A 22,677-nucleotide genomic window follows, 5' to 3' on the forward strand; every position below is an offset into this window, starting at 1 on the left:
ACAATTTTCAGGTTATTTCTTAGCATTCTCTTAATATTCATCTTTTAGTATTGTACTTGGGTTTGGTACATAAATACGATGCAAATATTATTGAATAATATGAAGAGGTGCTTAGGATGACTGAATTGAATCGCCGCAAGTTTTTAACGTATGTAGGTACAGGTGTGGGAGCATTGACTGTCGCTTCGACAGGTTTGGGGGCAATGGTTCCAAAAGCGGAAGCTAAGGGTGTTGAGGCAGCCTCCCATTTATTCGGATTCCAGAAGAAAATCTCTGGATTAAATTTTAAGCCGATTGACCCGACAGATAAAGATGACCTTGTTTTACCACGTGGATACAAATACGATGTTGTGGCAGCATATGGAGATGTCATTAACAAAAAAGGCGATACATTCGGCTTTAACAATGACTTTACATTATATTTTCCAATTGATAAGGACAAGCGTGGTCTCTTATGGGTGAATCATGAATATTCAAGCGATCTATTTGTTCATGGTGCAAGGCCGGCAAATGGCAAGTATACGGCAGCGCAAATTCAGAAAATGCTATACAACCAGGGAGGATCAATTATCGAGGTATACCGTGATAAAGAAGGCACCTGGAAAATGGACACGGATTCCAAATATGCGCGCCGTATTACAGGCTTGACTCCATTCCAGCTCACAGGTCCTGCCAAAGGTTCAAAAGCAGTGGGTGGTGCAACGAATGTACAGGGAACTTTTGCTAATTGTTCTGGCGGCATGACATTGTGGGGCACGGTTTTATCAGCTGAGGAGAATTTCGAATCTACCTCAAAGGATGCAGGATTAAATGAAACACATTATGGCTGGATTGTGGAAATCGATCCGTTTGATCCTAATTTCAAGCCGCGCAAGCACACCGCCCTTGGTCGCTTTAACCATGAAAATGCAGCAGTCGGCCTGACCAATGACAATCGGGTTGTGGTTTATATGGGTGATGATAAGAAAGATGCATGCGTGTATAAGTTCATCAGCAAAAATAAATATGTAAAATCCCGCGGAAAAGCAAATGCAGACCTTCTTGAAGAAGGGACGCTTTATGTGGCTAATATGGGCAGCGGAAAATGGGTGCCATTAACTATCGAAAATGTGCAGAAAGCTGTCAAGGGGAATGCAGATCTTTTAAAGAAATTCCAAACACAGGCCGATGTGGCTGTTCACTGCCATGAAGCAGCTCTGCTTGTTGGCGGAACACCTACTGACCGTCCGGAAGATGTGGAAATCAGCCCGTTCGATAAAACGGTATTCATTGCCCACACCAACAATGACAAACATGGCAACTTTCACGGCCATATTACTAGATTTATTGAAGAGGGAGATGACTTGGGTGCACTGACTTTTGATTTTGAAATTTTCGCAGCCGGCGGAAAACAGAGTGGCTTCAGTGCACCTGATAATCTAACTTTCGATAGCCTTGGCAATCTCTGGACGGTAACAGATATGTCATCAAGCAAGCTGAATACAGGAATCTACACGCATTTCGCCAACAATGGCATGTTCGTCATCCCGACTATCGGAAAAAATACCGGCGAAGCCTTTCAGTTTGCTTCAGCTCCCGTTGAAGCAGAACTAACTGGACCATCCTTTACACCAAACGAAACAACCCTGTTCCTGTCCATTCAGCATCCGGGAGAAGAGACGGAAGACCTGAACAATCTGACAAGCAAATGGCCGCACCGCAAGGGAGATTCTATGCCGCGCCCGGGAGTTGTGGCGATTACAGGCTTCAAATACTAGGAGGTTATTATGCTATCAAATATCGGGATACCAGGATTGATTATTGTTCTAGTGCTGGCGCTGATCATTTTCGGCCCATCCAAGCTTCCTGAAATCGGCAGGGCATTCGGCACAACCCTGAAAGAATTTAAAAAATCCACACGCGAACTGGTTTCAGACGAACAGCCGGAAGAAAAGAAAAAAGAATTGCTATAAGAATGAATAGGGAAGGGAGAGATATCTTCCTTCCTTTTATAGTGAGGTGAATAATATGAATAATGAGGCAGTAAATGTCCTCCAGCATTTTGAAGAGCTTCGGAAGAGGCTGATGATTATAGCGGCTGTCTTTATAGCGTTCTTGGCACTATCCTTTATTTTTGTCAGCGACATTTACCAGTGGCTGGTTAGGGATCTGGATTTTAAATTGGCTGTTCTCGGTCCTTCTGAGATTCTATGGGTCTATTTTATGCTTGCGTTTGTTGTCGCCATTGCAGCCGCCATCCCGGTAGCTGCCCATCAAATCTGGCTGTTCGTCAGCCCGGCGCTTACCGGAATGGAAAAAAAGGTAGCCTTATCCTATATTCCCGCGTTATTTTTCCTGTTCATTACCGGTATAGCATTCGGATATTTCATTCTTTTGCCGCTGGTTCTGAATTTTTTAATGACCTTATCGGGAGATATGTTCACCGCCTTTTTTACAACGGAAAAATACTTTCAATTCGTGCTGCATTTAACACTGCCATTCGGCTTTCTGTTCGAGCTTCCGGTTGTGATTATGTTCCTGACCAGCCTTGGCATCCTCAATCCCTATTCGCTGCAGAAGATAAGGAAGTATGCCTATTTCGTGCTGATTGTGGTGGCGATTTTAGTTACACCGCCCGATTTTATTTCAGATATTTTGGTTACATTGCCTCTCCTGCTGCTGTACGAGGCGAGTGTAAGCCTGTCCAAAATCATTTATAACCGAAAGCAGAAAAAGCAGGCTGTTTTGCAGTAACTATAATAAAAATCAAAACACAAAAAAAGCTTGGACCGTAAATGTCCAAGCTTTTCTATTATTCTCTTACTTAACACGAGGGAAGCCAAAGCCTGATGCATAATCGTCACCAGCTGCAGCTCCTGTTCCGCCAAGAATATCATTTTGCTTGGCCCGGTTCTGAAGCTCGCTGCGAAGCTGGGTGTGGCTCATGGATGGATTCTGAGCCCAGATCTTAGCAGCTAATCCGGATACATGAGGAGTAGCCATGGATGTGCCGCTGATTGTGCTGTAGCTGCCATCATACCAGGTGGATTCAATTGCTCTGCCTGGTGCAGAGAGCTCGACATCACGCTCCTGGATTAGGTAGTCGCCATCAGTAGCGGGGTTGCCTCTTGATGAAAAATCTGCAACACGGTAAGAACCATTTTGCTGAACATTTTCAAGAGCCGCTACTGCAACAGCATTCACCAATGCGCCAGGATAGCCAATCGTGTTATCGGCAGGACCATCATTTCCGGCAGCAGCAACTACCAGAACACCTTTGCTGTAGGCGTAATCAACTGCATCTGCAATCAATGTGCTTTTAGAGCTTGAACCCAATGACATGGAAATGACCACTTTAGATCCTGTGCGGACCGCTTCATCGGCCGCATGCTTAATAGCTCCGGCGATGTCATCAGAATACCCTGATCCTCTGTCATTTAACACCTTATATGCCCAGAGATCTGCGTCTGGGGCTACCCCATAAACACCTTGTCCGTTATCACCGCCATGAGCCAGTACAGTACCCGCAACATGTGTGCCGTGTCCGTTCTTATCCCCGCAGCTGCCGTCAATTAAAGGTGACTTTCTTTGTGTAAAGTCCTTACACTGTTCAGCTTGTCCGGCAAGATCAGCATGTGCTGTATTTACACCTGTGTCCAGCACGGCAACCTTTACCCCGTTTCCGCCTGAAGTGCTTTGGATGGAGCTGTCATTATAAATGGCCTCAATTCCCCAAGGTGTACCGTCTGCCGGAGCTGATGCAGCCCCTGATCCAGGTTTTGCTGCGGTCACAGGTGAGTTCTTTACTTCTTCAACTTTATCAATCTTTAAGTTTTTATTTTTTAAAAGTGCTTGATACTGTTTAGCATTAACCGTAGTAGTAAAACCTTTCTGGCCAAAATCCCATCGTACTCCATAGTTCGATTTTGCCTTTGCTTTTTCTGCACTTGGGCCCTGAATGACAACCCGATAGGTTTCATTGCTCTCAACCTGCTGACCGAATGCCCCTGACGCAAATACAGATAGTCCCATTGCTGCACTTAGTAATGCTGAACCAATGACTCTTTTTTTCTTCATCCAAAATCTCCTCTCAGAATATGTATGGTCACAGCTGAATAGCTGTGACTCTATTATATTTACAAAATTCAGAATAATTAAACGGACCTTTTGTACTATTTTTCTGATTTTAATGAAAATTTACATTCGAGGAAAATATTTCAACCTGTAAATTGGATATAAATGGAGTTATTTGATCCCCAACGAGGGTATAGCCTATTAAGTCAATAAAGGAGTGTGAAATATGAGAGCTGTAACCTACCAGGGAGCGAAAGATATTCAAGTAAAAAATGTAGAGGATCCCAGAATTGAAAAGCGGGATGATGTCATTGTCCGCATCACGTCAACCGCCATTTGCGGATCGGACCTTCATTTATATCAGGGTAATATGCCATTGCGGCCAGGTTATGTTATCGGGCATGAACCCATGGGGATCGTTGAGGAGACAGGTCCTGATGTGACACGGGTAAAAAAAGGCGACAGGGTGGTCATCCCATTTAATGTATCGTGCGGGCATTGCTTCTATTGCCAGCATGATATGGAAAGCCAATGTGATAATTCGAACCCGCATCATGATTCAGGCGGCTACTTTGGCTATACCGAGAAATACGGAAACCATCCGGGCGGCCAGGCAGAGTTTCTAAAGGTGCCGTTTGGCAATTTCATGCCATTTGTTATACCGGAATCGTGCGAACTGGAGGATGAATCACTGCTCTTTTTATCGGATGTTCTGCCGACAGCCTATTGGAGTGTAGAACATTCAGGCGTTAAAGCGGGAGACACAGTCGTCGTCCTCGGCTGCGGTCCCATCGGGTTAATGACCCAGAAATTTGCCTGGATGAAAGGAGCTAAACGGGTAATTGCAGTAGATCATCTCGATTACCGTCTCAATCACGCCAAGCTTACCAATGATGTGGAAGTCTATGACTTTACGAAATATGATGACATGGGAGCTTATCTAAAAGAAATCACCCAGGGCGGAGCTGATGTAGTCATTGATTGTGTCGGCATGGACGGGAAGAAATCCGCTGTTGAAAAAATCGAGCAGAAGCTTAAGCTCCAGGGCGGAACGCTGGGCCCGATCCAAATCGCGACGAAAGCTGTCCGCAAATTCGGAACTGTCCAGCTGACGGGTGTGTACGGGCTGACTTATAATATGTTCCCGCTGGAGGAATTTTTCTCGAGAAACATCACCATTAAAATGGGCCAGGCGCCTGTGGTTCACTACATGCCTGAGCTATTTGAAAAAATAACGAATAAGGAATTCGATCCGAAGTCTATCATCACCCATCAGATTCCGCTCGAAGAAGCTGATCGGGCGTATAAAATTTTTAATGACCATGAAGATGACTGCATTAAAGTCATCTTAAAACCTTAACAAACACAAACCAGCCTGGATATACCCTGGCTGGTTTTTTGAAGTTTAAGAATATAACATAATATACATATTTCGACATAAACGTATATAATAGTGCTAAAGACACATTATTAATAGAGTTAACCAAGGAGCATGGAAATGAAAGGCTTTAACCAACAGACTTTGATAAAAGAAGAAACAAAAGCAGTTAAGCTTTTTATATGGCTATTCTTTATTATATTAACACTTTATGATTTGTTTTATTATTATCTGTTTCCCCTCAATACTGGCGGCAGTACCGGCCTGCCAAAGGGCGGGCTTGGATGGGGGTATTATCTGGCTATTATCGGACTCCTGCCCTTAGCGCTGTATTTAATCAGGACAAAACGCCCTTTTCAGGTAAAATACTTATTTTTTGCAGGCTTTTTCCTGATAGATTTTAGTAACAGCATGCTGATCTATTTCGGTGAGTCGAAGGAATTTCAGAGCGGAAGCGCAGTAGAACTTTTATTTATTATATTTGCGCCGATTTTTGTGAATAAGCGCTATTTTTGGATAGTAACCGGCGGAATGATTGCGAAGTATCTTCTGGCTGGTTTACTGTTGAGCAGCCAAAAGGTAATGGTGCCAATCGTGCTTATGGCCATTTTTTCAAGTGTTTCATATGTTCTGCTGAATCGCTTCTATTCCTATATTCACTCGCTTACACATGTTTTCCAGGAGCTCCGCCAGACTGAAAAGCTGGCTGCTGTCGGACAGATGGCTTCCGCAGTCGGCCATGAAGTAAGAAATCCTTTAGCAGCTTTAAGAGGATTTACTCAGCTGCAGATGGAAAAACATCCTGAAGACCAGGACCGCTACAAGATCATGATTGAGGAAATCGACCGCATTAATCTGATTGCCGATGACCTTATGATCCTAAGCAAGCCAAGGCTGCCTCTGTTTAAAAAAGTTGAACTGAATGCAGTGATTAACTATGTCATCTCGATCATACATGAACAGGCAGCCAATCAGAATATCCGTGTCGAAACAGAAAATCTGGAAGCTGTTCCTAAAGTTCAGTGTGACGAAAATATGCTGAAGCAGTCTTTTATTAATTTGATCAAGAATGCGATGGAATCTATGCCAGAAGGCGGCACGATCCTGATTTCGGCCAAAGTGGCGGAGGGTGACAAGGTTTTAATCAGCATTAAAGATGAAGGCTGCGGGATTGATGCTGAGAATATGGAACGGGTCGTGGATCCATTTTATACAACTAAGCCGGATGGAACCGGTTTAGGGCTGATGGTTACCAAGCAGATTGTGGATGAACACAAGGCGGAAATCACGTTTGAAAGTGAAAAGGGGATAGGGACAATTGTGACTCTTACTATTCCTATAGAGCAGCCAACCCAATAAAAGAATTCAGGGGGATGTCATTTAATATACAGGGCAGACCTGGAAATTAGTAACTGACATTATAATAATACTATTCGAAATCGTACAGCACCCTATGAGGGTGCTGTATTTTATTAGGCAAATAGGCTTCTTTTTTACAAAAATTTAATAATTTTCCTATGTTAATTCCGACTAATTGCTCATTCTCAAATAAGTCTAAAAATAGATAGAATTATGAATGTTATCATCCTAATCTACTATAATTTGAGGAGATGTATTCATTTGAAAAAGCCTATGCGCAAACTTGGAAAGACGATACTCGCAACAACGATGGCCCTATCTGTCTTAGCAGCTCCTATTTCATATGATTCTGTCATGGCGGCAAAGCCTGATCATGCAGGGAAACCGGAACTTAAATTCAGCCATGAAGTAAGCCTGCGGATACTGGGAACAACAGATATACATACACACCTTTATAACTATGATTACTATAAAGATGCAGAAACCATTGAATTTGGTCTGGCTAAAACAGCTACCTTAATCAAACAGGCAAGAAAAGAAGCAAAGAATACATTATTATTTGACAACGGAGACCTCATTCAGGGTAATCCGCTTGGCGATTATAAAGCAAAAGTAGATCAGCTTGAGGATGGGGAAATGCATCCCGTGTTCAAGGCTATGGAACTATTAGATTATGATGCCGCTACGGTAGGAAACCATGAATTCAATTATGGCCTCGAATATCTGGATGAGGTTCTGGATGATGCGCCATTTCCTTATGTAAATGCCAATGTCTACAAAGACGACGATGATAATAATCCGGAAAACGATAAAAATTACTTTAAACCATATAAAATCATCAAGAAAAAAGTCGTTGATGAAAAAGGAAGAAAACAGGTCATTAAGGTTGGGGTTATCGGTGCTGTGACTCCGCAGATTACACAATGGGACAAAGCCAATCTTGATGGAAAAATCATCACAAAAGACATTGTAAAATCAGTAGAAGCCAATATTCCTAAAATGAAAGAAGAAGGTGCGGACATTATCATTGCACTTGCGCACTCCGGCATGGGGGACGCAGCATATGCTGAGATGGAAGAGAATGCAGCCTACGACTTAACAAAAGTAGAAGGCATTGATGCGGTTATTTCCGGACACAACCATAAGAATTTTCCGGGAGATTTCACCGATCTTCCTGAAGTGGATGCAGAAAAGGGAACGGTCAACGGGGTGCCCTTCATCATGCCTGGCAGCTGGGGCAATCAGCTTGGCGTTATGGACCTGACTATTGCCAAGGTAAAGGGCAAGTGGGAGGTTAAGGATTCCCAGTCATCTTTAAGGTCTATTTTTAGAAGTTATAAAAATGAATCCGGCGCGACCGTCAAGGAAAGTCTTGCAGATGCAGATCCTGCTATTTTGAAAGCTGTAAAGGAAGAGCATGAAGGAACCGTGAATTATGTCCGCCAGCCTGTCGGGGAAACAAAAGCTGATATCCACAGCTATTTTGCACTTGTAAAAGATGACCCGTCCATTCAAATTGTGACGAATGCACAGAAGTGGTATATTGAGAAGCAATTAAAAGGAACACCAGATGAAAATACACCAGTGCTTTCGGCGGGAGCTCCTTTTAAAGCAGGCGGCCGCAACGGGGCAAGCTATTACACATATATCCCTGAAGGCACAATCGCCATTAAAAATGTAGCCGATCTATACCTGTATCCGAATACAGTCGCTACGGTAAAAATTAAAGGGGCAGATGTGAAGGAATGGCTTGAAATGTCTGCAGGCCAGTTCAATCAGATAAAAGATAATGAAGCGGGAGAACAGTCACTCATTAATAATGATTTCCCTACTTATAACTATGATGTAATCGATGGTGTGACATATGAGATCGATGTAACAGAACCTGCTAAGTATGATAAAGATGGCAAGCAGGTTAATGCTGATGCAAACAGAATCAAAAATCTTCAGTATAACGGAGCACCTATTGATCCGGATCAGGAATTCATCGTTGTGACAAATAATTATCGGGCCAGCGGCACTTTCCCTGGAGTTAGAAACAACACGGCAGTAGAGCTTTATCCGGATGAAAACCGCCAGGCGATCATTGATTATATCCGAGAAGAACAAACCATCGATCCTTCTGCAGATGCCAATTGGTCATTTGCACCGGTTGCCGGTGGCGTAAATGTAACGTTCGAATCTTCACCGGATGCAAAGGATGCGATTGCTGAAGGCAGCGGAATCGGCTATGCGGGGGAAGCAGCCAATGGCTTTGCGAAATATTCGCTTCAATTCCCGGAGCCAAAGCCATTTGAAGTCCAACTTTTGGGGATCAATGATTTCCATGGTCAGCTTGATACATTTAATTCCGGTTTGAATGCGGGTGGAATCGAGTATTTAGCTGCACACTTAAAACAGCGTGAAGCAGAGAATCCCAATACAATTATGCTGCATGCAGGTGATGCAGTAGGGGCGAGCTCCCCTGTTTCGGCCCTTCTTCAGGACGAGCCAACAATTAAAATGCTTAATGAGATCGGCTTTGATATAGGTACAGTCGGCAACCATGAATTCGATGAAGGGGTAGACGAAATGCGACGCCTTATCAATGGCGGGGCCCATCCAAAAACTGTGGAGAAGTATGGCGAGTTTGAAGGAGCAAACTTCCCGTATGTTGCAGCTAATGTAGTGGATGAAACAACAAAGGAGCCAATCCTTGATCCCTATGTAATTAAAGAAGTAAATGGAGTGCCAGTCGGCTTTATTGGCATTGCCTATTCCGATACTCCTGGAATTGTTACGCCAAGCGGAACGGCAGGTGTAGAATTCACGGACGAAGCGGAAGCAATCAACAAGTACACAGCTGAGCTGAAGGAACAGGGTGTTAAATCGATTGTGGTCATTACTCATAACCCTGTAAAGTCCGATATAGATGGGTCTAACCCTCAAGAGGAACTCGCTGACATTGCGAATGCAGTTGATGATGAAGTGGATGTGATGTTTGGCGGCCATAACCATCAGTACACAAATACTGTGGTGGACGGGAAATTGCTTGTTCAATCTTATTCGTATGGAACTGCTTTTTCCGATGTGGACTTAACAATTGATCCAGTGACAAAAGATATTGTTGCTAAAAAGGCTGAAATCGTAAGCGCCACACGTGACGTTGAACCTGTTGCAGAAATTAAGCAAATGCTTGATGCTTATATTGCTGATGTCGCTCCGATTTTAAATGAAGTCATCGGTCATTCTTCAACAGGTATTACGAGAGAGGTAAATGCTGATGGAGAATCTCCGATGGGCAACCTGATTGCAGATTCCATGATTGCGCAGACCAATACCGATTTTGCCTTCATGAACTCAGGCGGCGTCCGTGCAGGCATTGATGCTGGAGATATTACGTGGAAAGAAGCTTTTACGGTACAGCCTTTCGGAAATGACCTTGTGACATTGACGTTGACCGGTGCCCAGATAAAAGAACTTTTTGAACAGCAATGGGGTTCAAAAGAGAGAATCATGCATGTTTCCGGCTTAAAGGTAACGTATGATTCTTCGAGAGCTGCCGGAGACCGGATCGTATCTTTAGTAAAGACAGATGGAACGCCAATCGCTGCTGAACAGGAATATTCTGTGACGGTAAACAACTATATGGCTGATGGCGGAGACGGCTACAGCGCTCTTTTAAACGGTAAAAACCGCACAGTGGATATTGTCGACCTTGATGCTTTAATCAGCTACATCAAAGAACAGAAAGAAGTAAACCCAGCGGTTGAAGGAAGGATTACAAAATTGAATAAATAATAGGAAGGGAGCATCAGAGCAGTCTGATGCTCCCTTTTCTATATGTCCTCAAAATAGGCGAAAGTACCTATTTTTTCTCGTTTCAGCGAATGAATTAATTACAATTACCCACTCAAATATTATCAAAATATTAAAATAACAGTATTGTTAGACTATTAAAAACTTTATGTTAGTTTGATAGAATTAATCTCGCACTTCGAAAATTCAGAAAAACTAAATAGGAGGCTATAAGAATGAGTAATAAGAATAAACCTTTTAAGGTTGTATCTTCCATTACAGCCAGCACGATGATGGCAGCTGCACTATTTGCGGGATCTTTTGCCGGGACAACAGCAGCTCCTTCAAAAGCTTCAGCTGAGGAACTTTCTGCACCGATTGATTTGAACATTGTGAATGAAGAACGCCTGGGAAAGGCATTAAAAGAAAGAGGATTAGTTAAAAAGGATGCTTCCTCAAAAGAAGTAGAAAAGGCAGTAAAGGATTACATAAATGAAAAACAAGGTGAAAAGCAGCCTGGAAGTACAAAAAATAGCCATGACCATAAGGATGAGTTTGACAAAAAAACAAAAGATTTCTTAACCAAACAAAAAGACAAGCTGTCAAAGCAGCTGAATAAAGGCCATAAAAACTATAAAAAGGGCAAACCGGACGGCTATGTAAAAGTAGATCCGGCCAAAGAAGCAAACTACAATGGCGGTGTCAGAACAGACAAAGTGCTTGTGCTATTAACTGAATTTGAAGATTTCAAGCATAACAATGTAATACAGGAAGAGGGCTATATGTATGCTGATGATTTCAGCAAAGAGCACTATGAAAAACTAATGTTTGGCGATACTGAATTTGAATTATTTAATGGAGATAAAGTAAAAACATTTAAGCAGTTCTATGAAGAACAGTCCGGAGGCAGCTATACGGTTGACGGCACTGTTTCTGAATGGCTGACGGTCCCTGGAAATGCGAGTGATTATGGTGATGATAGCCCTAACGGAGGCCATGACAATCTATCTCCTCTTGGGCCACGGGACTTAGTAAAAGAGGCTTTAAAAGCAGCTGCAGACGCTGGAATGGATCTTTCTGCATACGATGAATTTGATCTATATGATTTAGATGGAGATGGTAACTTTAATGAGCCTGATGGATTAGTTGACCATCTCATGATTATCCACGCTGGTACAGGGCAGGAAGCTGGCGGAGGTGCGCTCGGTGATGATGCCATCTGGTCTCACCGCTGGACGCTTGACGGAGTATTTGCAGTTCCGAATACAACTGCCAAGGTAGATTATTGGGGCGGAAAAATGGGCGCATTTGATTATACGATTCAGCCTGAAGACGGAGCTGTCGGGGTGTTTGCACATGAGTTCGGACATGATTTGGGATTGCCGGATGAGTATGATACACAATACACCGGTCAAGGTGAGCCGGTTGCTTCCTGGTCCATCATGAGCGGCGGCAGCTGGAACGGAAAAATTGCAGGTACTGAGCCTACAAGCTTCTCGCCACAAAACAAAGAATTCTTTCAAAAAGGCATGGGCGGAAACTGGGCCAATATTATGGAAATAAATTATGAAGATATTGATAAAAAAGGCTTGGCAACTGTTATTGACCAAAGTGTAACCAAATCTAAAAACCCGGGAATTGTAAAAGTAAATCTTCCTGAAAAAGAAGTGAAGGGAATTGCACCTGCGTTCGGTGAGAAATATTACTACAGCACAAAAGGCGATGACCTTCATACCACTTTGACGACACCTGAATTTGACTTAACAAATGCTGAAACAGCTGCCTTCAATGCGAAAGTTTATTATGATATTGAGTTTGATTATGATTATCTAACGGTTACTGCAAAAGCAGCCGATGGGACAGAAGCTGAGCTCGATGTAATTGGTGATGATGATACAGATGGCGATGCCCGTGCTGAATCTTCAAAAGGACAATGGGCAGATAAGACATATGACTTAAGCGAATTTGCCGGTAAAAAAGTTAGCCTGACATTCGAATATGTAACAGATGGCGGACTGGCATTAGATGGATTTGCTATTGATAATATTTCCGTAACGGCTGATGAGGAAGTTATTTTTACCGACGATGCTGAAGGCGAATCTCAGATGACTCTTGACGGATTCATTGTTTCCAACGGAATCAGCTATGCGAAGAACCATTATTATCTGGAGTGGAGAAACTACTCAGGCTCTGATACGGCACTTGCCCAATCAAGAGGAGTAAAATATAACACTGGTTTAGTTGTTTGGTATGCAGATGACAGCCACACAGATAACTGGGTTGGCGTTCATCCTGGAGAAGGTTTCCTTGGAGTGGTGGATTCACATCCGGAAGCCATTACCGGTCTGCTAGATGGAAAAGAAACGGTATCTCAAAGCACAAGATATCAGATTGCAGATGCTGCGTTTTCCTTGGACAAAACACCAGCATGGGAAGTAAGCTCGCCAACCCGAGGTGATTATGACTACCCAGGTTTAAAGGGAATATCTGTTTTTGATGATTCTAAAACATACATCAACAGCCTCATTCCTGATGCTGGACGAATTGTTCCGGAACATGGCCTGAAATTCCAAGTGGTCGGTGAAGCAAAGGACAACTCTGCCGGAGCAGTATGGATTCACAAATAAGATTTAAAGGTGCGAGCCAGAAATGGCTTCGCGCCTTTTTCTGTTAAGGGTGGACAACTTCCTGCCTATAAGCTAGTATCATTACCGATACTAGTTTTTTCCGATTTTCGGCTATACTAAAAATAATTATTTGATTACACGTAATAAAGTTAAAAGGAGTAACATATGACACAATCTTTTATTGAAGATATGAAGCCATTTATCCAGAAGGCATGGGAAAAGTCTGCATTTGCACAGCCGACGACCGTTCAGGCAGAGGCGGTTCCGCTGGCTTTGGAAGGCAGGGATATTATTGCCGAGTCCCCGACTGGAACAGGCAAAACACTTGCTTACCTGCTGCCGGTCCTTGAAAATATTGACCCGGATAAACAGGCGGTTCAGGCCGTCATTTTAGCCTCTTCACAGGAGCTTGTGATGCAGATATTAAGCGAGATCCAAAAATGGGCAGAAGGCAGCGGGATTAAAGCCGCTTCTTTTATTGGCGGAGCCAACGTAAAAAGGCAGCTTGAAAAATTGAAGAAGCATCCGCATATTGCTTTGGGAACGCCAGGCCGGGTGCTTGAGCTGATTAAACAGAAAAAGCTGAAAATGCATGAAGTGAAAACAGTTGTTCTCGATGAAGGAGACCAGCTTCTTGTTCCAGAACATGCTCAGACTGTCCAAAATATTGTTAAGTCTACGCTTAAAGAACGCCAGGTCCTGCTATTCTCAGCCACACTGCCTCCGGTTGTTGAACAGCTTGCGAAAGAGCTGACAGCTGATGCTGAAGTGATTCGTGTTGAGAAGGATGAAACCATTCAGGCTGCAGGTGTGGACCATATTTATTTTGTGGCAGAAGCAAGGGATAAAATTAAGATGCTCGAAAAAATCTCAAGGCTTGAGGACATTAAAGCACTGGTATTCGTTAAGGATATTGGCAACCTGACCGTCATGGCAGAAAAGCTTGATTTTAAAAACATCTCTTCAAGCACTTTGCACAGCGATCTGAGCAAATTCGACAGACAGAAAGCAATCAAAAACTTCCGCACAGGCAAAACCAATATGCTGATTGCTACAGATGTTGCGGCAAGAGGGCTGGACATCAAAGGAGTCACCCATGTGGTGCATTTCGACTTCCCGAAAGATATGAATCAATATGTCCATCGCTCGGGAAGAACAGGAAGATTCGGTGCAAGCGGAACCGTTATCTCTCTGGTTACTGAAAGAGAAGAGCGCGAACTCAAGAAAATGGCAAAAGAACTAGGCCACACTGCAGAAAAGAAAGTAATGCGCGGCGGCCAAATCGTATAAAGATCAAACAGCCAGGCACCTATATCAGTTGGTGCCTGGCATTTTTCTTATATAAAGGAATTTCCCCTTTTCTAAGCGAATTAGTAAGTGGAGCTTTATTTAACTAAAGAATAAGGGGAAATCAAATAATGGAGAATCCAAGGCTAAAGAGCTTTCATGATGAAGATCTGCTTGAAGCGACGATAGATGAATTGCAGGAAAAATTGCAGAATGGGGAAATTACCTCCAAAGACCTTGTAATGATGTACATGAACCGGATTGGACAGCTGGATGAAAACATTCATTCTGTGTTAGAACTCAATCCGGATGCATTGCATATTGCAGCTGCTCTAGATGCGGAAAGAGAAGAACAGGGGCCGCGCAGCCCTCTTCACGGCATTCCCATATTGTTAAAGGATAATATCGATACAGGGGACAAAATGCAGACAACTGCAGGTTCACTCGCCTTGAAGAATCATTGTGCACAGAAGGATTCGTTTGTGGCCTCTCAATTAAGGCAAGCGGGAGCCGTCATTTTAGGAAAAACCAATATGACAGAATGGGCCAATTTTATGACGGAAGGGATGCCAAGCGGATACAGCTCACGAGGCGGACAGACGCTGAATCCATATGGACCGGGTAAATTTGATGTGGGTGGCTCCAGTGCAGGATCGGGTGCAGCCATCGCCGCTAATTTTGCGGCCGCAGCCATCGGAACGGAGACATCAGGTTCCATTTTAAGTCCTGCCAGTCAGAATTCTCTCGTTGGAATTAAGCCGACAGTCGGACTTGTCAGCCGAACCGGCATTATTCCAATTGCCCATAGCCAGGATACTGCCGGTCCTATGGCGAGAACGGTTAAGGATGCCGCTTTATTATTAAACGTACTTGCAGTACCTGACGAAAATGATCCGATTACCATGACAAATAAAGATCTGCGGGGCAAGGATTTTACCGTTTTCCTTGATGAAGCCGGATTAGAAGGTACACGAATCGGCATTGCCCGGGAGACTTATTTTGACTACCTAAGTTCTGAAAAGCTCTCAGTCATGAATAAGGCAGTAAACGATTTAAAGGAGCTGGGTGCAGAGGTGGTAGACGAGGTGGTGATCCCATCCACTAAAGAGGAGTGGAGCCGAGATGTCCTGACATATGAATTTAAGGCAGATTTGAATGCTTACCTGCGAACGGTCGCACCGCACCTTAATATTCGCACCCTGTCCGATGTCATTCATTTTAATGAAAATAATAGCGAAAAGTGCTTAAAATACGGCCAATCCATCCTGATTGAGGCAGAGGAGACAAGCGGAAATCTGACGGAAATGGCCTATATATCTGCACTTGAGAAAGATATTTATTTTTCAAGAGAGAAGGGCATTGATTACGTGATGAAAGAGCATCACCTCGATGCCATCGTGTTTCCGAATAATTATGGAGCAGGCATCCCTGCAAAAGCGGGATATCCATCCATCACAGTACCGGCCGGCTATACGCCTGAAGGTGAGCCTGTGGGCATTACATTTACAGGACTTGCCTACAGTGAGCCGCTCCTTATTAAGCTTGCTTATGCCTTTGAGCATGCCACCAGGCATAGGAAAGCTCCAGAACTTGGAGTGCTGGCATAGAATAACTGCCGGTTAATTGACTCATACTACTTCTGAAAAACAAAAAAGGAGCAGATGAGAATATGGGCAGAACTAAACGCGGAAACGGCAATGCACAGCGCAATAACAATAAACACAGACCGCAGCGCACAAGCGAAGAGCTTGTTGAATTCACAACGGGAAGCAAAGAAAAGAAAGAAAACAACGTGCAGGACTGATGAGCAAATCCTCCTTTATAGAAGGAGGATTTTTTGTTAGGCGTGAAAAAGGCTATCTGAAAATAAAAATGAGTTATACGGCAATAAAAGGGTTTATCCGAAAATAAAAAAGAGCTATCTGCAAGTAAAACCCAGCTATCCGAAAGTAAAAGCAGTCACAATCTCTAAGTAATGTAAAAGTGCTTCCGCACATAAAAATAAGCTATCCGCACAGAAAAAGATTTATCCGCACATAAAAGTGAGGTATCTGCACAGAAAAGTGCTTATCCGCTCATAAATCGGTACTATCTCCAAAACAAGCAAGTGAATCCTCGCAAAAATGCTGATAAATCCATAGAAAAAGACAGTTTCCTCGGGAGAACTGTCTTTTTTCTTCAAGTTATTCTTCAACCTTTTTCAGAGGCTTGGCTGCCGGACCTTCAACGACTGTTCCGTCATAGGAGAAGCGGGAGCCGTGGCATGGGCAGTCCCAGGTGCGGTCGCCGTGGTTCCATTCGCATTCACATCCCATGTGGGTGCAGGTTGTATCTACAAGATGGAGGCTGCCTTCAGGATCCCTGTAAGCACCAGTACGCTTGCCATTGATCATTACGACTCCGCCTTCATCATGAGACAGATCTGCCGTTTCTTTAGGCACAAATTCAAGCTTCCCTTTAATCAGCTGTCCAGCTACATCAGTATTGGCTGCAATAAATTTCTTGATGCTTGGGTCAGCCTGAAATCTGGATGGGGTAAACAGCTCGGCATAAGGGTTGTCCCTTTCCATAATCTGATCTTTTATCAGCATAGCAGCTGCTGTCCCGTTTGTCATTCCCCATTTCCGGTAGCCTGTTGCGACAAAGATATTCTTCTGTTTGGACGTAATTGGGCCGATATACGGGACTTTATCAAGCGTATATAAATCCTGGGCAGACCAGCGATAAGGATAATCGGTTATGCCGAGCACCTCTTCCGCAAAGGCTTCAAGGGCTTCGTAATGCTTCATCGTATCTGGTCCATGACCCGTCTTGTGGCTGTCGCCGCTCACTAAAATGAGTTTGTCTCCGTTATAGGGTGTGTACCTCAGTGAGCGGGTCGGTGAATCGGCACTATAATACATGCCTCCAGGAAAATCCTCTTTAGTTTTTACGCCAAGTACATAAGATCTTTCCGGAGATAATCTGGCAAAATAAAAACCTTTCTTATCCGCAAAAGGGAAGTGGGAAGCTGCAATGACATATTTGCATTTCAGGCGATGGCCTTCTCTGGTCACGACATCAGGCAGGCTGCCATCTTCAATGTCTGCAGCTGTTGTATTTTCATAAACAATACCGCCCAAATCCACAAAGTCTTTAAGAAGCTTTTTCAGGTATTTCAGCGGATGAAACTGGGCTTGATCAAACATGGAGAGCACCGCTGTTGTGTTGATGTTAAAAGGAATGCTCTCTTTCATTCCGCTTGGAATTCCGAGTTTTTCGTATGCTTGCCGCTCTTTTTCAACTTTTCGTGCATACTCTTCTGAAACAGCATATATGGTTGCTTCTTCGTTGCTGAAATCACAATCAATTTGTTTTTCTGATACAATGTTCCGGACAAATTCTATAGCATCTGTTGAAGCCTGATAATAGAGTTTGGTTTTTTCCTCGCCAAAATGACTGATCAATTCATCATAAATTAATCCATGCTGTGCTGTTAATTTTGCTGTCGTATGGCCGGTAGTCCCGTTTAATATATTGCCGGCTTCAAGAATGGACACTTTAAAGCCTTCTTTGGCAAGAAGGTAACCCGCTGTAATGCCTGTGATGCCGCCGCCTACAATGGCAATTTCCGTTTGAGCATCTTCTCTGAGCTTATCGAAGGCCGGAAGTTCCTCCTCCCTCCAATAAGGCTCTGGATATTGGGGCGTTTTGTGGTTGGATGTCGTCATACCCTGTCCTCCTGTAACGTTATATTCGTTCATAATTTTTCCTGCAAACCCTATTCCTATACAAATTCTCCTTCTATAACCATACCCATTAAATTGTTAATTAATCAGGTGGAAGGGTAAAACCGGTTTTTCACTGTTTTTTTCATCATTTCTGGATAAAATGTGCAGGCCGAGAAAAGATATACAGTATCGAATGTTAATGGGGTACAGTCATGATTACATTTAGCTATCTGAGCATTTTTCTGCTATTGACTATATTAGCTGCACTTTTTGATATGAAAATATTTGATTATACGATATTGGAAGCTTTGAGGAATTTACTGTATACAGAAATTGCCACTGGAAGAATGATCGTTGTTGTTTCTGTACTTATTGGACTGCTTTCAAGTGCAGTCATTGATTTTCGTCTTTTTAAAGCGAAAAAAAAATCAGGGTCATCCAGGTAAGGAATCGCTGGGACATGCTAACTGAACGAACATTTTAAAAGGGATTGGTGATGGAATGTTAAAAGAGAATATCTCTCTCAGCCAGCTGCTGACATTGTTGATCAATTTCCTTTTAGGAAGCGCCATTGTTGTCGGAGTAGGCGGGGATGCCAAGAAGGATGCCTGGATTGCGATCGCAGCCGCCATAATGATAGGGTTTGGAGTCATGCTATTCTATTACCTCCTAATTAGCCGGGTGCCTGGAAAAAATTTTTTCGAGATTATGGAGTTTGGCTTTAAAAGGCCGATTGCAATTATTTTTTCTATTACTTACGTGGTTTATTTCTTATACCTTGCCTGCAGGGTGGTCCGGGATTTTGGCGAATTGATTGCTTCGGCCATTCTGCCGTCGACGCCGATTGAAATTATCTCGCTGACTATCTGTCTGCTGATGGCCTATATTTTATATCTCGGTCTTGAAGTCCTTGGCAGAACCTCGGAAATTTTTACTCCTTATTTATTCGGCTTTTTGTTTCTTTTGACCATCCTATTATTTGCAAGCGGCAATGCCAATTTATATGAGATTAAGCCTGTGCTCGGAGATGGGCTTAAACCGGTTTTGAATGCGCTATTTCCAACTTTGATCGTGTTCCCTTTCGGAGAGCTTATTGCATTTACACTCATTCTTCCAGTTGTAACCAACTTTAAATATTGCCTGCGTGTGTCCATGCTCGGAGTGGGAATTGCAGGTGCGCTTTTATTATTTGCAATGTTTCTGATGATTGTCACACTGGGGGCTGATGCTTTGCAGCGTTCCAATTTTCCCATGCTCAGCTCAGCTCGTGAGGTCTCCATCGGCAATTTCATTGAAAGAATTGATGCACTCGTTGTATTTATTATGATGCTGGGGATTCTGGTAAAGGGTTCTGTGTTCATGTTTGCAGGATTGAAAGGCCTTGAGTACACCTTCCGCCTTCCTTACCGGTATTTTTCATTGCCTGTAGCCATGATTGTTTCATCCTTTTCTATATTAATATCCGTGAACTTCGGTGATCATTGGCAGGAGGGGCTTGAGATGGTCCCATACTTTTTGCACTTGCCATTGCAGTTCGGACTGCCATCACTTCTGCTGATCGCGGTTTTATGGAAGCGGCGAAAGAAAAAGGCTAAACCCGGTGTGAAGGGGATGAAGTTTTGAGTATTCTTAAATCACTATTAAAAATGCGCAAAAAAGAATATCCTGTTCAGCCTCAGGAAGCTGCAAACACTGACCCAGATCTTAAAAGCATGAGCCTGGAACAGCTGAAAAACAGAATAAATGCAGAGTTCGGAAGCACGGTTGATTTAAGCATGGATGAGCTGAAAACAGAAGGGAAAGATGCTTTGCTCATCTACCTTACAACTATGATTGATACAAAGTTATTAAAGGAAACGATTCTTCAATCACTCAGCGGGAAGGAGGATGGCATTGAGTTAACAACGGAGGACGATCTGAAATCACTATGCAAGGAGAAATTCGGAGGGGCAGGCTACCAGCTGGTTGAATCGTTCGATAATATCATTACTGCTCTGCTTTATGGAAACATCATTATCTTTTTTAAAGATATGGAAAAAGCGCTTTCCCTTTCCATGGCTTCAGGTGAAGACCGGTCCGTAACAGAGCCAAGCACCCAGACCGTGATAAGGGGTCCAAAGGATGGGTTTGTAGAATCGATTTCAACAAATGTTCGTCTCCTGAGGAGAAGAATTAAGAACAGAAATCTTCGTTTTGAAAAATTCATCATTGGATCTGAGACTAATACTTCCGTATACATCGGATATATGGAAGGCATATCAAATGAGAAGATCGTCCAGGAAGTCCGCAAAAGGCTTGGTCAAATCAAAGTGAACGCAATCTTTGAATCTGGAAATATTGAAGAGCTGATTGCAGACAAATCCGCTACACCCTTTCCGCTGGCACTGAATACAGAGAGGCCTGATGCCGTGGCATCCAATTTGCTTGAAGGGAAAATTGCCATCCTTGTTGATGGGACTCCTTTTGTGCTGGTGGTTCCGGCTGTTCTGGTAGATTTCTTTTCCATTGCAGAAGATTATTATCAAAACTTCATGATGGGAAGCTTTTTAAGAATGATCAGGTATTTATCGTTTATGATTGCCTTGATTACGCCATCCTTATATGTCGGAATCTTAACCTTTCATCATGAGCTTCTGCCTACACCTCTGCTTCTCGGGATCATTGCACAGCGGGAGGGGGTGCCATTTCCGGCAGTCATTGAAGTGTTATTGATGGAAGTTACCTTTGAGATTCTGCGTGAAGCCGGTGTTCGAATGCCAAGGGCTGTCGGGCAGACTGTTTCAATTGTTGGCGCGCTCGTCATCGGACAGGCTGCAGCTGAAGCAGGGATTATATCGAATATAATGGTCATCATTGTTGCCATTACAGCCATTGCCAATTTTGTATCACCCACTTATAGTTTTGCTGCAGCAGCAAGGCTGTTAAGATTCCTGCTGATCATTGTATCGGCTTTCCTGGGCCTGTATGGGGTCCTGATAGTACTTGTTTTTATTGTCGCCCATTTAAGCTCACTCAGATCCTTTGGCGTTCCGTATCTTTCACCGGTTGCTCCATTTATCATCGAGCAGCAGAAAGATGTCTTTTTCCGATTCCCGGTTTGGAGCATGAGGAAGCGGCCAGCTTATCTAAAGTCACAAAATCCTGAAAAGTTTCCAAAGACCGGGTCGCCTTCTCCTCCTCCAATGGAAGGAGAGCAGTCCAATTGAGAAAATATGGTGTGATGTTTGCCGTTATTTTGACGGCTATTCTGCTTTCAGGATGCTGGGATCAGAGAGAGCTGAGTGAAATAACTGTTGTAACAGGAATGGCTGTGGATAAGGGCGAGGACGATAAGTATATCCTGACTGTAGAAGGCATAAATGCGACAGAATTGAATAACCGCACCGCCAGCGGAAATGCGCCATCTATTGTTTATTCTGCTGAAGGAAACACTCTGGCAGAACTGACCTATAGAGTGAATGAAGGGATATCCAGGCATTTGATCTATTCCCACATGCGCACTTTGATTATTGGGGAGGAACTTGCTAAAGAAGGCATTATTGACTTTATTGATTTTCTGGAGAGAAACCGGGAAATCCGGGATGATTTTAATATATTGATTGCAAGGGGGGGGAAGGGATCGGATGTATTAAAAGTGACGTATCAATTTCAGAAATCTACTTCTTTAAAATTGCACACTCAGCTGGACACCATGATGAAGGATTGGGGGGGAGACCCAGGAGTGAGGATGAATGATGTCATTACAGCCTGGACCGCACCGGGACGTCAGCCTGTAATGGCCGCTGTCAGGATTAAGGGTGACCCGGAAGCTGGCGCGAGTGCGGAAAATATGATGAAGGTCACCCCGGATGCGCTTGTGGTCCTGGACTCACTGGCTATATTCAAAGGTGATAAGCTCGAAGGATTTCTGACACTGGAGGATTCAAGAAATTACTTATGGATTCAGAATAAAATCAATAAAACATCCATTACCGTAAAATGCAGTGAAAGCGAGTATATGGGGCTTAGAGTATATGATACAAGGACAAAGATTAAAGGGAAACTCGAAAATGGGAAAGCAAAGATTAATGTAAAAATCAGAGCAGAGGCATATATTGACGGAACTCATTGCAACAATCAGCTTGATAAAGCAAAGACATATAAAGAAAGTGGAGAAACTGCCCAAAAACAGATTAATGAAATGGTCACAAAAACGATTGAGAAGGTTCAGCAGGAATATGGCACCGATATTTTTGGCTTTGGTGAAGATGTGCTTAGACAGGATTATCAGAATTTCAAAAAAGTCCAGAAAAACTGGGACGAAAAATTTGCTGATGCTGATATAAATGTAGACACAACTTTAATCATTCGGCGAACAGGCATCAGGACTAAAAGCTTTCTGAAGGAAGTAAAATAGAGATTCTTTCCTTCATTGACGCATAAAAGCTGTATTGATATAATTTTTCTATAATTCAGCTAATTTTTGAAGGTCTGGGCATTGTCCAGC

16 protein-coding genes are annotated in these 22,677 nt (G+C 43.2%); 14 read left to right on the plus strand and 2 right to left on the minus strand.

Going from position 1 to position 22,677, the window contains the following annotated elements; translation table 11 throughout:
* Positions 1-116 precede the first annotated feature (116 nt).
* Genes AC0VZ9_RS05270 through tatC form a run of 3 tightly spaced genes read left to right on the plus strand, consistent with a single transcriptional unit; the run spans position 117 to position 2,733 of the window.
* On the plus strand, positions 117-1,757 hold the full coding sequence (locus AC0VZ9_RS05270) for a PhoX family protein (protein WP_475397096.1): 1,641 nt from the start codon (positions 117-119) through the stop codon (positions 1,755-1,757).
* Between the two features lie 9 nt (positions 1,758-1,766).
* A complete protein-coding gene (locus AC0VZ9_RS05275) occupies positions 1,767-1,952 on the plus strand; it encodes a twin-arginine translocase TatA/TatE family subunit (RefSeq protein ID WP_009335004.1) in 186 nt (61 codons plus the stop codon).
* Positions 1,953-2,007: 55 nt separating this feature from the next.
* On the plus strand, positions 2,008-2,733 hold the full coding sequence (tatC, locus tag AC0VZ9_RS05280) for a twin-arginine translocase subunit TatC (RefSeq protein WP_251263850.1): 726 nt from the start codon (positions 2,008-2,010) through the stop codon (positions 2,731-2,733).
* A gap of 66 nt (positions 2,734-2,799) precedes the next feature.
* Here the strand turns inward: tatC and AC0VZ9_RS05285 are convergent, their stop codons facing one another.
* Positions 2,800-4,056 carry a S8 family peptidase gene (locus AC0VZ9_RS05285; protein ID WP_251263849.1) on the minus strand — a complete coding sequence of 419 codons (1,257 nt, stop codon included), beginning with the start codon at positions 4,054-4,056 and terminating at the stop codon, positions 2,800-2,802.
* A gap of 223 nt (positions 4,057-4,279) precedes the next feature.
* On the opposite strand from AC0VZ9_RS05285, the gene AC0VZ9_RS05290 reads away from it, so the two are divergent.
* The 7 genes from AC0VZ9_RS05290 to AC0VZ9_RS05320 all read left to right on the plus strand — a co-directional run bounded on the left by AC0VZ9_RS05290 (position 4,280) and on the right by AC0VZ9_RS05320 (position 16,285).
* The gene (locus AC0VZ9_RS05290; RefSeq protein WP_071155801.1) at positions 4,280-5,413 is read left to right on the plus strand and encodes a zinc-dependent alcohol dehydrogenase; all 1,134 of its coding nucleotides are present in this window, start codon (positions 4,280-4,282) and stop codon (positions 5,411-5,413) included.
* A gap of 138 nt (positions 5,414-5,551) precedes the next feature.
* The gene (locus tag AC0VZ9_RS05295) at positions 5,552-6,790 is read left to right on the plus strand and encodes an ATP-binding protein (protein ID WP_019382597.1); all 1,239 of its coding nucleotides are present in this window, start codon (positions 5,552-5,554) and stop codon (positions 6,788-6,790) included.
* Positions 6,791-7,051: 261 nt separating this feature from the next.
* A complete protein-coding gene (locus AC0VZ9_RS05300) occupies positions 7,052-10,570 on the plus strand; it encodes a bifunctional 2',3'-cyclic-nucleotide 2'-phosphodiesterase/3'-nucleotidase (RefSeq protein WP_475397097.1) in 3,519 nt (1,172 codons plus the stop codon).
* A gap of 233 nt (positions 10,571-10,803) precedes the next feature.
* A complete protein-coding gene (locus AC0VZ9_RS05305) occupies positions 10,804-13,194 on the plus strand; it encodes an immune inhibitor A domain-containing protein (protein ID WP_019382595.1) in 2,391 nt (796 codons plus the stop codon).
* 165 nt (positions 13,195-13,359) lie between these two features.
* A complete protein-coding gene (locus tag AC0VZ9_RS05310; RefSeq protein ID WP_217033412.1) occupies positions 13,360-14,484 on the plus strand; it encodes a DEAD/DEAH box helicase in 1,125 nt (374 codons plus the stop codon).
* A gap of 128 nt (positions 14,485-14,612) precedes the next feature.
* Positions 14,613-16,088, plus strand: a complete 1,476-nt coding sequence (locus tag AC0VZ9_RS05315; RefSeq protein WP_019382594.1) for an amidase family protein — start codon at positions 14,613-14,615, stop codon at positions 16,086-16,088.
* Positions 16,089-16,150: 62 nt separating this feature from the next.
* A complete protein-coding gene (locus AC0VZ9_RS05320; protein ID WP_019382593.1) occupies positions 16,151-16,285 on the plus strand; it encodes a hypothetical protein in 135 nt (44 codons plus the stop codon).
* A 379-nt stretch (positions 16,286-16,664) separates the two neighbouring features.
* On the opposite strand, the gene AC0VZ9_RS05325 is transcribed toward AC0VZ9_RS05320, so the two are convergent.
* The gene (locus tag AC0VZ9_RS05325) at positions 16,665-18,191 is read right to left on the minus strand and encodes an FAD-dependent oxidoreductase (protein WP_019382591.1); all 1,527 of its coding nucleotides are present in this window, start codon (positions 18,189-18,191) and stop codon (positions 16,665-16,667) included.
* Positions 18,192-18,403: 212 nt separating this feature from the next.
* Here AC0VZ9_RS05325 and AC0VZ9_RS05330 point away from each other — a divergent pair, with 212 nt between their 5' ends.
* Genes AC0VZ9_RS05330 through AC0VZ9_RS05345 form a run of 4 tightly spaced genes read left to right on the plus strand, consistent with a single transcriptional unit; the run spans position 18,404 to position 22,587 of the window.
* Positions 18,404-18,637: a hypothetical protein gene (locus AC0VZ9_RS05330; RefSeq protein ID WP_019382590.1), complete on the plus strand. Its 234-nt coding sequence runs from the start codon at positions 18,404-18,406 to the stop codon at positions 18,635-18,637.
* Positions 18,638-18,692: 55 nt separating this feature from the next.
* Positions 18,693-19,814 (plus strand): GerAB/ArcD/ProY family transporter, encoded by a 1,122-nt coding sequence (locus AC0VZ9_RS05335; protein ID WP_009334982.1) that lies wholly within the window; start codon positions 18,693-18,695, stop codon positions 19,812-19,814.
* On the plus strand, positions 19,811-21,397 hold the full coding sequence (locus AC0VZ9_RS05340) for a spore germination protein (protein ID WP_019382589.1): 1,587 nt from the start codon (positions 19,811-19,813) through the stop codon (positions 21,395-21,397). Before AC0VZ9_RS05335 ends, AC0VZ9_RS05340 begins: the two co-directional genes overlap by 4 nt.
* Complete coding sequence (locus AC0VZ9_RS05345) at positions 21,394-22,587, plus strand: Ger(x)C family spore germination protein (RefSeq protein ID WP_251174003.1); 1,194 nt, start codon at positions 21,394-21,396, stop codon at positions 22,585-22,587. The genes AC0VZ9_RS05340 and AC0VZ9_RS05345 overlap by 4 nt, the downstream gene beginning before the upstream one ends.
* Positions 22,588-22,677 lie beyond the last annotated feature (90 nt).

The sequence above is a fragment of the Cytobacillus sp. QJM3NY_8 genome (assembly GCF_056173585.1).

Coding starts and splice junctions, on each gene's coding strand:
- AC0VZ9_RS05320 (WP_019382593.1), top strand. CDS start 16,151: ATGGGCAGAACTAAACGCGGAAACGGCAATGCACAGCGCAATAACAAT.
- AC0VZ9_RS05330 (WP_019382590.1), top strand. CDS start 18,404: ATGATTACATTTAGCTATCTGAGCATTTTTCTGCTATTGACTATATTA.
- AC0VZ9_RS05305 (WP_019382595.1), top strand. CDS start 10,804: ATGAGTAATAAGAATAAACCTTTTAAGGTTGTATCTTCCATTACAGCC.
- AC0VZ9_RS05310 (WP_217033412.1), top strand. CDS start 13,360: ATGACACAATCTTTTATTGAAGATATGAAGCCATTTATCCAGAAGGCA.
- AC0VZ9_RS05315 (WP_019382594.1), top strand. CDS start 14,613: ATGGAGAATCCAAGGCTAAAGAGCTTTCATGATGAAGATCTGCTTGAA.
- AC0VZ9_RS05325 (WP_019382591.1), bottom strand. CDS start 18,191: ATGACGACATCCAACCACAAAACGCCCCAATATCCAGAGCCTTATTGG.
- AC0VZ9_RS05335 (WP_009334982.1), top strand. CDS start 18,693: ATGTTAAAAGAGAATATCTCTCTCAGCCAGCTGCTGACATTGTTGATC.
- AC0VZ9_RS05270 (WP_475397096.1), top strand. CDS start 117: ATGACTGAATTGAATCGCCGCAAGTTTTTAACGTATGTAGGTACAGGT.
- AC0VZ9_RS05290 (WP_071155801.1), top strand. CDS start 4,280: ATGAGAGCTGTAACCTACCAGGGAGCGAAAGATATTCAAGTAAAAAAT.
- AC0VZ9_RS05295 (WP_019382597.1), top strand. CDS start 5,552: ATGAAAGGCTTTAACCAACAGACTTTGATAAAAGAAGAAACAAAAGCA.
- AC0VZ9_RS05285 (WP_251263849.1), bottom strand. CDS start 4,056: ATGAAGAAAAAAAGAGTCATTGGTTCAGCATTACTAAGTGCAGCAATG.
- AC0VZ9_RS05275 (WP_009335004.1), top strand. CDS start 1,767: ATGCTATCAAATATCGGGATACCAGGATTGATTATTGTTCTAGTGCTG.
- tatC (WP_251263850.1), top strand. CDS start 2,008: ATGAATAATGAGGCAGTAAATGTCCTCCAGCATTTTGAAGAGCTTCGG.